This window comes from Faecalibacterium sp. I2-3-92, from assembly GCF_023347315.1.
In the GTDB taxonomy this organism is placed as follows: Bacteria; Bacillota; Clostridia; order Oscillospirales; family Ruminococcaceae; genus Faecalibacterium; species Faecalibacterium duncaniae.
This window is the reverse complement of sequence record NZ_CP094470.1, coordinates 1,865,070-1,877,825: the sequence shown is the minus strand read 5'-3', so window position 1 is coordinate 1,877,825 and position 12,756 is coordinate 1,865,070. Positions and strand designations below refer to the sequence as shown.

Below are 12,756 nucleotides of genomic sequence, written 5' to 3'. Positions count from 1 at the left end.
GAATCGCGGATAAATAAGAAACCCGGGGACAGCGTCACAGCTGTCCTCGGGTTTTTGTGCGTTCGGGAATCTTACACTTCCTCGGTCTCATCATCCTCGTCGTCGTCCTCTTCGTCGGCGAGAGCTTCTGCATGGATGCGCTGGCGCAGGCGGGTGCGGAACTCCTCGGCGGGGATGCCGCTCTGGTTGGGGGTCAGGTCCGGGGCGGGCTTGCCATCAGGCAGGTGGGCACCAAAGGCCGGCACAAAGAAGAACTTGCGCACGACAAAGATCAACGCAATGGCACCCACGCTGATGAGGTTATCCAGAGCCGATTCGTGCCCGACCACCATGTGGCGGGCAATGGCGTAGAGCAGCACTTCCAGGCTGCTGCCGGGGCTGTGCTTGGCCAGCATCTTGATGAACTCCACGCCGATGACGATGTCCAGCGCCCGCTCAAGGAAGCCGCGAATCTCTACATCGTTGCCATCGAACAGCAGGCCCGGCATCCACTTGAGCAGGGGAATGAAGCTGAGCAGCAGGCCGATGAGCACCAGCCCGGACAGCACAATCTCCAGCAGGGTGGCGGCCTGAATGATATAGCTGCGCAGTGCCTTGCGGCTGCGGCTCTCAACATGGGAGGAGTGCGGGGTGTCGGAAGGATGGGACATGATGCGGCATCTCCTTTGCTCAAGATCGTGAAACGAAAAAAGCTGACAAACTTTTCTTAAGTCTAGCAAAGGATTTGAGCAAAGTCAATGAAATGTGCCGAATTTTCTGGGAATTACTGGACGGCCACATAGCCGGAGTGCTCAATGCAGGAACGGCCTGCATCGGTGGAGAGCCACTCGTAGATCCTGCGTTCCGGGCTGTCGGCAGCGGAATCCTGCAGGATGGCGGCATAGAACTCGTTGCACAGCGGGTAGCTCTGGTCGGCGATCGTCTCGTTGGAAGGGGTCACGCCATCCACGGCCAGCAGCCGCAGACCGGGCTTGGAGTACATCTGGTCGATGTAGTAGTAGACCGAGAAACCGATGGCGTTGGCAGAGTTGTTATACTCTGCAATGCTGTCCACCAGCTCGCCCATGGCGGTGGGGGCCAGCTCGGTGGGGGCCTCCATCAGCGGGCCGTCCTGGATCAATAGCTTCTGGAACAGGGTCTGGCTGCCGGAGTCTGCCCGCCGCTGGAATGCAATGATCTCCTGATCCTTGCCGCCCACATCTTTCCAGTTGGTGATCGTTCCGGCATAGATGTCCTTGAGCTGCTGCCGGGTCAGGCTCTGCACAGGGTTGTCCTCGTTGACGATGAACACCAGCGCGTCCCGGCCAATGGCCTTCTGCTCCAGCGGGTCACCGTCTGCCTTCAGCTCCTCCTTGACGGATTCCGGGGCCTCGTAGGCGATGATGAGCTTGACCGAATCGCCGTAATTGTTGCCGTACAGGCCCAAGTTGCGCCAGGCCTGGGCCGTGGTGTTGGTGGTCACGGCGCTCCGGGCGGTCTCCAGATCCAGCCCGGTGGTGTCGGCCATGATCTGCGCGATCAGCGGGATGCAGGCCGTGCTGCCATCCGTGATGGGAAATTCATCCACGCTCAGGATGGGCTGTGCGGGCACTTCACTGGCGGCAGAAGAGGCAGGGGCCTCAGAATCAGGCTGAGACGGTGCCGCCCCCGAATTAGAGGAGGCAGGCACGGTGTTGCAGGCGGAGAGCAGGGCTGCGGTGGATGCCAGACCCAGACCGGTCAGGAACGCGCGGCGGGAAATTTTGACAGTACGCATGGAAAAACCTCCTTAGAAGAAACCGTTGTCCATTTCGTCGTTGCTGGAAGCGAAGATGCTCTCGGCGTAGAGCCACTGGCCGGTCAGGTCCATCCAGCCGTAAGAAAAGCCCTTGCTGGCGGCAAACACACCCTCGGGCAGGCCGTTGGCTCTGTCGGCATAATAGGTGCTGCAGCTGCGCAGCCCGCCCACGACGACATTGCCGTCGCTGTCCAGGATGTCATACAGCCAGCTGCTGCCGGGGCCGTTGCAGCAGCCGTAGAAATAGAGTCCATCGGCTGTGGAAAACAGGGGATAATAATGGGTGTAGGTTTCTTCCAGCGTGCGGGGATCCAGCGTTTTGTGGGTGCCGTCCGGCCCACAGATCTGGATGGCCGTGTTCACATAGTTGTCGTTGTCGTCCTGCGCGACCCAGACCCAGCCGTTTTCGGCATAGATATGGGCCCGCACTTGGTTCTCCACCGGGTCGATGGCGGTGTCGGTCAGCAGCACGCCGGTCTGCCGGTCGAACACCCGTACGGTGCCGTCTACGGCATAGATGGCCAATGTGGCATCATCCGTATTGGCATCGTAGAGGTCTTTCTCCTCGCCGGTGAGCAGGTCGTGGAACAGATACCGCCCCGCCATTTCGGGGGTGGAGGCATCTGGCTCCGTGATTGCTGCGCCGGGCACATAATACCGGATGGGCTGGTCGTATTCGCAGAGCACAGCGCTTTGCTCCGTGCTGACCAGATCCACCAGCTGATATCTGCCATCGTGATACAGGCTGACCGTGCCTGCACCGGTGTACTGCTGGTAACCGGTCAGCTCCTCGCCGGTGGTGGGGTTGTACAGGCTGTCGGCACCCGTCGTGCCATCCTCATTGTAGTGGCTCACCACCAGCCAGTCGGTGGGGGCGGAGCTGTCGCTGCTGCTGGCATAGAAGCTGGAAAGGGCGGACAACTCTGCCTGATAGACCACCTCGCCCTGCCGATCCTGCACCTGCACGGCGCAGTAGGCGGTCAGATCATCGCCCCATTCGTTTTCCTGCACATAGTCTGCCGGGACATTGCAGACTTCAAAGGCCAGATAGCTGCCTGCTATGCTGCATCCGTAGGCGTTTTCGGGCACAGCCAGCTCCTCGCCCGTGGCAAGGTCGATCACCCGGCAATCGCCTGCGGCGTGGTTGTTGCAGGGGGCATAGGCCATCTGTTCCGGTGCGGTCAGGACCAGCAGGCTGCCGGTCAGGACAGCATCGTAGGCACGGTCAAAGGTCAGGATCTCCCTGCCGCTGCGGTCACACAGGGCGGTTGCCCGCCCGGTGGGGGTGCCGGGGTCCGACCACTGCCGCAGATAGTACCGCACGGTGCCGGTCAGGGTATCCGGCACCAGATACACGGTCTCGCTGCTGGCGGCCTGATACAACACGGTATTGCCGCAGAGCACGGTGTTGCCGCCGTTGGAGCCGTTGCTGTACAGGATGCGCAGCTTGCCGTCGTCCAGCGAAGCGGCAGCGGGGCCGGGCGCTTCCTCAGCCTGCGCGGGCTTGGAATCGGGCAGGGGCGAGGCCGGAGGCAGCAGGGAGCAGGAGGCCAGCAGCCCTGCCGCGGCAGACAGGCTGAGCACTGCACAGCCGATGCGGAGAACAGAACGTTTCATAAGCGTACCTCACAGGTTTGGCAGAATTTAACTTTCCTATCCTGATTATAATACGAATAAACCGGACGTTCAATTGCAATCGAACGTCCGGTCATGGTTACAGTTTTGTTACAGGGTTCGCTCAGACCTCGGCAGCCTCGGCTTCGTCCATCCGCACCAGCTGGCGCAGGAAGGGGAAGAGGAAGGGCACGGTGACAAAGAAAGTCAGCACATCGGCGATGGGCTGGCAGATCTCAACACCCAGCAGCCCAAAGGCCCGGGGCAGGGTGAGGATGAGTGGGATGAAGAACACGCCCTGACGGCAGCAGGCCAGAAAGGTGGCCCGGCCCGATTTGCCGATGGACTGGAACAGCATGTTGCCCGCCACGATCACGGGCTGCAGCAGCATGGCAAAGCACTGGAAGCGGAAGGCGGGCAGGGCCACGGCGGTGACTTCGGGATCATCACGGAAAAGGCGGATGAGGGTCTCGGCATTGAACCAGCAGACGGTAAGAATGACAGAGAGGAAGCAGAAGCTTGCCGCCATGGTAAACAGGCAGGCCTGCTGCACCCGGCGGTACTTTCTGGCACCATAGTTGAAGCCTGCCACCGGCTGAAAACCCTGACCGGTGCCGATGGCCACCGAGATGATGAACATGAAGATGCGGGAAACGATGCTCATGCCGGCCACGGCAGCGTCGCCATAGCCGCGGGCGGCGATGTTCAGCAGCATTCCGCCAATGCTGTTCAGGCCCTGACGGCCAAAGCTGGGCATACCGGTCATCAGGATGGTGCCGAACTCCGCCGGGCTGTGGGTGACTGCCGTGATCCGGAACTGGCTGACCGTTTTGCCCCGCAGGAACATGGACAGCAGGATGCAGAAGCTGATGGTCTGGCTCAGGGCCGTGGCAAGGCCCGCACCGGCGGTGCCCATGCCCAGCCCAAAGATGAACAGCGGGTCCAGCGCAATGTTCAGCAGGCCGCCGGTGACCAGGCCGATCATGGCAAAGCTAGCCTTGCCCTCATAGCGCAGGATGTTGTTCATCACCAGACTGGACATCATAATGGGAGCGGCCAGCAGGATGTACCGCGCGTAGGCACAGGCATGGGGCAGAATGGTCTCGGTGCTGCCCAGCAGCATCATAAAATCGGGCAGGGTGAGCAGGCCTGCCGCTGTGATGATGCCGCCGAACACCAGCGCCGTGAAGAAGCTGGTGGAAGCAAACCGGGTGGCGGCATCGGTGTTCTGGCTGCCCAGGCTGCGGCTGATGATGCTGCCGGAGCCGTGGCCCAGCATGAAGCCCAGCGCCTGGAGAATGGCCATCAGGCTGGAAACGATGCCCACTGCACCGGATGCGCTGGTGGAGATCTGGCCCACAAAAAAGGTATCGGCCAGATTATAGATGCTGGTGATGAGCATGCTCAATATCGTGGGAGCCGCCAGACTCAGGATCAATTTCGGGATGGGGGTCTCCGTCATTTTACGGAACTGCTCCGCGCTGCGGTCGGCATTTGCCATGAAAAAACCTCGCTTTCTCTTTGACACGATCTTTACAAAAAAAAAAAAATATTCGCACCCAGTATACCGCAGGAACTGTTTTGTATCAACCAATTCCCTGCCGGGGTTATTGCAGCAAAAGACCGCCCTGCCCGGCGGCAGAGCGGTCTTGGGTCATGGAAAAGAAGCGGAATATTACAGGGTCTTGCAGAACTCCTTCAGGTAGGCACGGAAAGCCTCGCCGATCTCGGGGTGCTGCAATGCCAGCTCCACCTGAGCCTCCACCACGCGGAGCTTGTTGCCCATGTCGTAGTGGGTGCCGGTGAACTCCACAGCGGTCATGCCGCCGCAGTTGCGGGCATACTCGGCCATGGCATCGGTCAGCTGGATCTCGCCGCCTGCACCGGGTTTGGTGTGGGCGAGGATATCGTAGATCTCAGGGGTCAGCAGCACACGGCCCAGAATGGAGTAGTTGCTGAACTCCTGGCCCTTCTTGGGCTTCTCGATCATGTCATCCACAAAGAAATAGTTGTCGTGGATGGGGGTGGTCTTCAGGCTGCAGTAGCGGCTCACATCAGCCCAGGGCACAGCGGAGACACCGGCAGCCGGGCGGCCGAACTCCTCATAGGCGCGGATGAGCTGGGCGCAGACAGGGTCCTCGCCCCAGATCACGTCGTCGCCGTAGATGACCACGAACGGATCGTCACCGGTAAAGGCCTTTGCCATGCTCACGGCGTGGCCCAGGCCCAGCGTCTGCTTCTGGCGCACAAAGAAGATGTTGGCAAGGTTCGAAATGCCCAGGCACTCCTCCAGCATCTTTTCCTTGCCGGGGGCGGCCAGCTTTTCTTCCAGCTCTGGGCTGCGGTCAAAGTGATCCTCGATGATGCTCTGGTTGCGGCCCAGAATGATCAGAATGTCCGTGATGCCGGACTTGACGGCTTCCTCCACCAGATACTGGATGGCGGGCTTATCCACGATGGGGAGCATTCCCTTGGGCATGGCCTTGGTGGCAGGCAGCACACGGGTGCCCAGACCGGCGGCAGGGATGACAGCCTTCGTAACTTTTTTCATGGTTCGGAACTCCTTCATCATATCATTTCAGGCTGAACGCTCAGCCGTAGACCAGATGGATCAGGGCATCCACATTGGGGCCAAGCAGCAGGGTGAACGCGCTGCCGATGACCATGAGCAGGACCAGACAGCCGAGCACGGCAGCCCAGCTGGTACCGCCCTGAGCGCAGAGCACGGCTTTGCGCTGTGCCGCGTCCGGGAACTCCGCGCGGATGCGGCGGATCTTCTCGGCGGCACTCTGGCGGTAGAGCCACTTGCCATACAGGCCGCGCACGATCATCAGCAGAAAGCTGAGCACCGAGCAGACCCGGGAAAGGGTGAGCAGGGTGGAGGTGGAAAGCCCCGGGGCCAGGCTGCTGTCCGTGATCTGCAAAAGGTCAATGAAGGTGGGCAGGGCCAGCACCAGCTCGGCGGCCAGAAAGGCGAACGCGGGCTTCCACGCCTTGCGGTAGAAGAAATAGAACGGGCCGAACAGCATGGCCGAAAAGCTCATGGAGGTCTTGGTGTGGGACAGCTGCATCCGGCAGTAGGCGCTCAGGTAGGCAGGGGAGGCCGGGCCGATGAAATCCGCCCAGTCCTTGCAGGGGATGCCGTCCATGACCTCTTCCTTGCCAAAAGCCGCCTGATAGGTCTGGCGCAGCGGGTCTACCTGCGGGGCGCCGGTCTCCTGGAACTGGCGGTAAAAGGTGGAGTAATCAAACTCCTCGCTGTGCTCATCCGAATCGGCACGGTCTGCGGGTTCCTCTGCCCCCTCCGGAGGCAGGGCCGCACCGCAGCAGCGGCAGACAGACTCACTGCGCAGGGTGCGCTCGCCGCAGGCAGGGCAGGTGCACAGCTCACTTTCCTGATAAGGGAACTTCCACTCGTATCCGGCGGCGTGGGCCGGGGCATGGATGCAGCGGCCGAGCTTTTCATAACAATCGCGGTGATAAGGCGCGCCGCAGTCGGGGCAGACAACGATGTCGTCCTGCAGTGTCAGCGGCTTGCCGCAGCCCTCACAGGGGCAGCCATAATATTTGGGCATAAGATCCTCCCAGTATGCTAGTTGAACTTATTATACTCCCTTAAAAGAGAAAAGAAAAGGCAAAAATCTTCAAAATTCCAGTAGGTTGAGTATTTTTCCTCTTTACTTTATCATGGATTCTGGGTATACTAATGAAGTATCTGTGTATAAACTGTATCTTTTGAGGGATTCTTAAAATATGATTACTACTGACGAACTGAAAGTGCAGCTGGCCGATTACGGCACCGCTGTGAAGGACCTGGAGGAGGCGCTGGCCATCGACGCTTCCCGCAAGCGCGTGCAGGAGCTGGAGCACACCATGAGCCGCCCCGGCTTTTACGATGACGCTGAGCTGAGCAAGAAGGTCTTTGATGAAGTGGGCGACCTGAAGGGCAAGCTGAACCGCTTTGAAAAGCTGCAGGGCCTGTACGATGATGCCGAGACCATGCTGGTGATGCTGGACGAGGAGTACGACCCCGATATGGTGCCCGAAGCAGAGGAAGCCGTGAACGCCGTGGGCAAGGCCGTGGACGAGCTGCAGCTGATGACCATGCTGAACGGTGAGTACGACCACAGCAACGCTATCCTGACCTTCCACGCCGGTACCGGCGGCACCGAGGCACAGGACTGGGCCGAGATGCTCTACCGCATGTACAACAAGTGGGCACAGGCACACGGCATGACCGTGGAGGTGCTGGATTATCAGGACGGCGATGAGGCCGGCATGAAGAGCGCTTCCATGATGGTCAAGGGCCCCAACGCCTACGGCCTGCTGAAAAGCGAGAACGGCGTGCACCGTCTGGTCCGCGTGTCTCCCTTTGATGCCAACGCCCGCCGCCAGACCAGCTTTGCCTCTCTGGAAGTGATGCCCGAACTGGACAACACCATTCAGGTGGACATCCGCCCCGAGGACATCGAGATGCAGGTGTTCCGCTCCTCCGGTGCAGGCGGCCAGCACATCAACAAGACCTCTTCCGCTGTCCGACTGATCCACAAGCCCACCGGCGTCGTGGTCAGCTGCCAGACCCAGCGCAGCCAGTTCCAGAACCGTGACTACGCCATGGAAATGCTGAAGGCAAAGCTCTATCAGATCGCAAAGCAGCAGCACATGGACAAGATCGACGACATCAAGGGCGTGCAGAATGAGATCGCCTGGGGCCACCAGATCCGCAGCTATGTGTTCATGCCCTACACCATGGTCAAGGATCACCGCACCAACTACGAGACCGGCAATGTCGATGCCGTGATGGATGGTGATCTGGACGGCTTCATCTTTGCTTACCTCAAGGCCGCCAGCCGCGGGGAACTGCAGGATACCTAAAATTTAAGATGCACTTTTCAGAGGGGCTTCGCTAAACGGCGGGGCTCCTCTTTTTTGCTGACGGAAAGCATTTTCTCTCTTGACAATATATGGAAAGATTGTATACTGGAATCAAAAGAAGTCATGAATCGTAAAAAAGGAGGAATTGTAATGAAAAAGAAAGCAACCGCTCTTTTTTGTACAGCGTTGATGCTGTGTACGTTCTTTTGCCTTTCGGCCTTTGCGGTGAAGCCCAGCGTAGAACTTATAACGATGCGAGTAACATGGGGGAATACCTATGTCCATTCCCCAACACTGTATTATCGCAATAATTCCAATAAAGCAATTAAGTATGTGGATTGGTATACAACAGCATATAATCGCGTTGGAGATAAGATTCCGGGCGCGGCAACAAACAAATTAACATCGGTTGGACCTGATCAGCCGTTTGAGGTTCGGAGAGAGCCATATTACGATTTAAACGTAAAATATGGAGTTCCGGATGACTGTCCTTTTAAGCTTTATAGAGAAACAGATTACTTTGTATCAATAGGAAATGATGACTTGCGAAAAGTATATCAGGATTCGTATGGGAATTTTTTTGTTCAGCCAGACTTGGACAATATCTATAGCTGTACATATTTAACTGAGAACGAAATCCAAAATGCAATGTCGGATAGATGGTGCGGATTTGATTACAGTGGGTGGTATGGAACGGTCATTTATTCCATCAAAGTTGATAAAGCTGTTATAACCTATATGGATGGAAGTACGGAAGTGGTCAATAATCCGGAGTCTGTGTATCGGGGAATGCAGCTTCAAAATCCTCCTTTTGCCCAGCAACTAGCCCAGTATCAGGCCGTTTACAATTATCAGGATTACCTTAACTGCAATCCGGATTTGGCGGCACAGTATGGCGCAAACCAGAAAGCCTTGTTCGAGCACTTTGTTACCAGCGGCATGAAGGAAGGCCGACAGGGAAGCGCGGGATTCAACCTAAGCGCCTATAAGGCGAACAACCCTGATTTGGTGGCAGTGTTTGGCGATGACAACGTAAAATACTACGAGCATTATATTTCGCAGGGCAGGGCTGAAGGTCGAGTTGCAGTCTGATACAAAAAAGTATAATTATAACCCCTGGGAAGAACAGAGGCGCAAAAGGCTGTTCTTTCCGGGGGTCTTTTTACTCACGAGAAAACGCGACCCTACCTTGCAGTCGCTTCACAGCTATGCTATACTTCAGTTAGTTTTATATAACTCGTACTCAGCTCTGCGGAAAAGCCCGGGTGCAGGGAGAAATGAGGAGGAAGTTTATGCTGGTAAAAGAGATCAGTGAGCAGCACATCCAGGACATTGGCCACGCCTTTGGCTATTATGATTACGGCGAAGAAAAGGGCATGGCCAGCTGGTTCCGTGACAAGGAAGCGGTTGTGACCTACATCTGCGGCTTTGTGCGGTGCGTGCTGACAGACGGCTTTCTGCACACCACCAGTGAGCGTGGCGAGGGCTACATTGCCTACAAGCTGCCGGGGCAGAAGGTCAGTTTCAAGGCGGCGCGGATCCTGCTGCGGGGGATGCTGTAATCCATGAGCCTGGGGGAGCTGTTTCACTTTGCACGAATGCTCTCCAAGGCCGGGCCCTCGTTGGAAGATGTGCTGAATAAGGAGAAAAAGCCCTGCATCTATGTGGGCATGGTCTGCGTGCTGGAAGCTTATCAGGGGCAGGGCTATATGCGCAAGGTCATGGATCTTGCCTTTGCCGAAGGCGACCGGCTGGGCATTCCCGTGGTGCTGGACACCGATGCAAAATCCAAGTGCGATAAGTATGTCCACCTGGGCATGAAACTTTACGGTACGCGCGACCTGGGGCCGGGCGGCACGCTGTATGACCTCGTCCGCTACCCGAAAAAGGCAGAATAAAATAGTAAGAGGGAGAGCTCCTTGCGGGGCTCTCCCTCTTTTGGTTACAGGTGCAGATATTTTCCGGTGATGCTGGCGGGATCAGCGGCCACCTGCTCCGGTGTGCCGCAGGCCACGATGCGTCCGCCGCTCTCGCCGCCGCCGGGGCCAAGGTCCACGAGATAGTCGGCGTTGCGGATCACATCCAGATCGTGCTCAATGACCACCACAGTGGCCCCGCTGTCAATGAGACGCTGGAACACGCCCAGCAGAGTGCGCACATCCAGCGGGTGCAGGCCGATGGTGGGCTCGTCGAATACAAACACGGTGTCAGCCTGCCCTTTGCCCATCTCGCTGGCGAGCTTGAGCCGCTGGGCCTCCCCGCCCGAAAGGCTGGGGGTGGCCTCGCCCAGAGTCAGGTAGCCCAGCCCCAGGCTGGAAAGGGTCTGCAGTCGGCTGGCCACCAGCTTGAGGTCGGCACAGGCGGCAAGGGCTTCGTCCACGCTCATCTCCATCAGGCGGGGCAGGCTCTCGGCCTGGGTGCCGTCCTTCCGGGTGCGGTAGAGGGCGGCGGCATCCTTCTGGTAGCGGGAGCCGCCGCAGTCCGGGCAGGTGATCTCCACATCCGGCAGAAACTGGATGTCCAGGCTGATGGTGCCGGTGCCGTCGCAGCCGGGGCAGCGCAGGCGGCCCGTGTTGTAGGAAAAATCGCCCGCCTTGTAGCCCTTCTCCTTGGCAAGGGGAGAGCGGGCGTAGATCTTGCGCAGCTCATCGTGGACATTGGCGTAGGTGGCCACCGTGGACCGCACGTTGATGCCGATGGGTGTTGCGTCAATGAGCTTGACCTGCGCAATGCCCGGTGCAGTGATGCTTTCCACATGGGCGGGCAGAGCTTCGCCCTTGGCGGCGGCCTCCAGCGCGGGGATCAGGCTTTCCAGCACCAGCGTGGTCTTGCCGGAACCGGACACGCCGGTCACCGCAATGAGCCGCCCCTTGGGCAGCCGGACTTCCAGCGGCTTGACGGTGTGGATGGCCCGGGTGCGCAGGGTGATGGTGCCCAGCGCAAAGAGCTCCGCCTCCGGGGTGCGGGTGCGGGCCAAGAGGGTGTGCAGGTCGGCAAGGAAGGGCCCGATGCGGGAGGCCGGGCTTTGGGCCACCTGCTCCACAGTGCCCTGTGTCAGGATGGTGCCGCCGTTTTCACCGGCACCGGGGCCCATCTCAATGAGCCAGTCGGCATCCCGCAGGATCTCGGTGTCGTGATCCACCAGCACGATGGAGTTGCCGTCCGCGATCAGATCGTGCATCACGCCCCGCAGGCCCTCGATGTTGGAGGGGTGCAGGCCGATGGAGGGCTCGTCCAGCACATAGAGCACGCCGGTGGTGCGGTTGCGCACCGAGCGGGCCAGCTGCACCCGCTGGCGCTCCCCTGTGGAAAGGGTGGCAGCCTCCCGGTCAAGGGAGAGGTAGCCCAGCCCCAGATCCAGCAGGCGGGCAGCGGTGGCCTGAAAGGACTCGCAGATGCTCTCAGCCATGGGGCGCATCTCCACGGGCAGGGAGGCAGGCACCCCCTCCACCCACTGCACCAGCGTGTCCAGCGTCATGCGGCAGGCATCGGCCAGCCCGATGCCCCGCAGCCGGGGAGCCCGGGCCGCGGCGTTCAGGCGGGAGCCGCCGCACGCGGGGCAGGGGCCCTGCTTCAGGAACCGCTCCACCCGCTTCATGCCCTTTTCGTCCGTCACCTTGGCAAGGGCGTTCTCCACGGTATAAACGGCGTTGAAGTAGGTGAAATCCATTTCGCCCGCCGCGCCGGTCTTGCTGTTCTGGTAGAGCAGGTGCACTTTTTTGGCGGGGCCGTGGAACACCATGTCGCGCTCTTCCGGGGTCAGCTCCCGGAAGGGGACGTTGGTGCGCACGCCCATCTTTTCGGCGATCTCCTTCATCAGCGACCACATCAGGGTCTGCCAGGGCAGCACTGCGCCCTCGTTGATGGAAAGGCTCTCGTCCGGCACCAGAGTGGATTCGTCCACCACCCGCACGATGCCGGTGCCCTCGCAGTCTGGGCAGGCTCCGGTGCTGTTAAAGGCGAACTGCTCCGCACCCAGCACCGGCACCTGCGCGCCGCATCGGGGGCAGTAGAGCGGGATCTCGGCCGCAATGTTCAGGCTGGGCGGCACCATGCAGCCGCAGGCGGGGCAGGGGTAGTGGGAGAGCCGGGAGAACATCAGCCGCAGGCTGTTCAAAAGCTCGGTCATGGTGCCAAAGGTGGAGCGCATTCCGGGCACGCCGGGCCGCTGGTGGAGGGCCAGTGCGGCGGGAACATAGCGGATCTCGTCCACCTGCGCCTTTTCGGCCTGGGTCATCCGGCGGCGGGTGTAGGTGGAAAGGGCCTCCAGATAGCGGCGGGAGCCCTCGGCGTAGAGGACACCCAGCGCCAGTGAGGACTTGCCGGAACCGGACACGCCCGCAATGCCGACGATCTTGTGGAGCGGCACGTCTACGTCGATGTTCTTCAGGTTGTGCACCCGCGCGCCCCGCACCCGGATGGCGGCGGGGAGAGCGGAACTGGATTCGTGGTTCATCGTGTCTCCTTTCTCTGAATGGGGTCACAAAAGG

At 59.6% G+C, this 12,756-nt stretch carries 11 protein-coding genes; 4 read left to right on the top strand and 7 right to left on the bottom strand.

The features are described from left to right. Positions 1 to 71 precede the first annotated feature (71 nt). The 6 genes from MTP42_RS09095 to MTP42_RS09070 form a co-directional block, all read right to left on the bottom strand. Positions 72 to 650, bottom strand: a complete 579-nt coding sequence (locus tag MTP42_RS09095) for a transporter (protein WP_249257181.1) — start codon at positions 648 to 650, stop codon at positions 72 to 74. Positions 651 to 763: 113 nt separating this feature from the next. Then, on the bottom strand, positions 764 to 1,756 hold the full coding sequence (locus tag MTP42_RS09090; RefSeq protein WP_249257180.1) for a PstS family phosphate ABC transporter substrate-binding protein: 993 nt from the start codon (positions 1,754 to 1,756) through the stop codon (positions 764 to 766). Positions 1,757 to 1,768: 12 nt separating this feature from the next. Continuing rightward, complete coding sequence (locus MTP42_RS09085; protein WP_249257179.1) at positions 1,769 to 3,394, bottom strand: DUF5046 domain-containing protein; 1,626 nt, start codon at positions 3,392 to 3,394, stop codon at positions 1,769 to 1,771. A 121-nt stretch (positions 3,395 to 3,515) separates the two neighbouring features. Then, positions 3,516 to 4,892 carry an MATE family efflux transporter gene (locus MTP42_RS09080; protein ID WP_249257178.1) on the bottom strand — a complete coding sequence of 459 codons (1,377 nt, stop codon included), beginning with the start codon at positions 4,890 to 4,892 and terminating at the stop codon, positions 3,516 to 3,518. Between the two features lie 174 nt (positions 4,893 to 5,066). After that, on the bottom strand, positions 5,067 to 5,942 hold the full coding sequence (locus tag MTP42_RS09075) for a UTP--glucose-1-phosphate uridylyltransferase (protein ID WP_035393570.1): 876 nt from the start codon (positions 5,940 to 5,942) through the stop codon (positions 5,067 to 5,069). A 40-nt stretch (positions 5,943 to 5,982) separates the two neighbouring features. Beyond that, positions 5,983 to 6,966 carry an RING finger protein gene (locus tag MTP42_RS09070; RefSeq protein ID WP_249257177.1) on the bottom strand — a complete coding sequence of 328 codons (984 nt, stop codon included), beginning with the start codon at positions 6,964 to 6,966 and terminating at the stop codon, positions 5,983 to 5,985. A 178-nt stretch (positions 6,967 to 7,144) separates the two neighbouring features. Between MTP42_RS09070 and prfB the strand changes: the two genes are divergently transcribed. The 4 genes from prfB to MTP42_RS09050 all read left to right on the top strand — a co-directional run bounded on the left by prfB (position 7,145) and on the right by MTP42_RS09050 (position 10,164). Next, positions 7,145 to 8,266, top strand: coding sequence for a peptide chain release factor 2 (gene prfB, locus MTP42_RS09065; protein WP_098925030.1), 1,122 nt, complete (start codon positions 7,145 to 7,147; stop codon positions 8,264 to 8,266). Between the two features lie 150 nt (positions 8,267 to 8,416). Further along, entirely contained in the window at positions 8,417 to 9,358 is a 942-nt protein-coding gene (locus MTP42_RS09060) for a hypothetical protein (RefSeq protein ID WP_249257176.1), read from the top strand. Positions 9,359 to 9,558: 200 nt separating this feature from the next. Beyond that, positions 9,559 to 9,828 (top strand): hypothetical protein, encoded by a 270-nt coding sequence (locus MTP42_RS09055; protein ID WP_249257175.1) that lies wholly within the window; start codon positions 9,559 to 9,561, stop codon positions 9,826 to 9,828. A 3-nt stretch (positions 9,829 to 9,831) separates the two neighbouring features. Next, complete coding sequence (locus tag MTP42_RS09050; RefSeq protein ID WP_249257174.1) at positions 9,832 to 10,164, top strand: GNAT family N-acetyltransferase; 333 nt, start codon at positions 9,832 to 9,834, stop codon at positions 10,162 to 10,164. 44 nt (positions 10,165 to 10,208) lie between these two features. Here the strand turns inward: MTP42_RS09050 and MTP42_RS09045 are convergent, their stop codons facing one another. After that, positions 10,209 to 12,722: an excinuclease ABC subunit UvrA gene (locus MTP42_RS09045; RefSeq protein WP_249257173.1), complete on the bottom strand. Its 2,514-nt coding sequence runs from the start codon at positions 12,720 to 12,722 to the stop codon at positions 10,209 to 10,211. Positions 12,723 to 12,756: the final 34 nt, after the last annotated feature.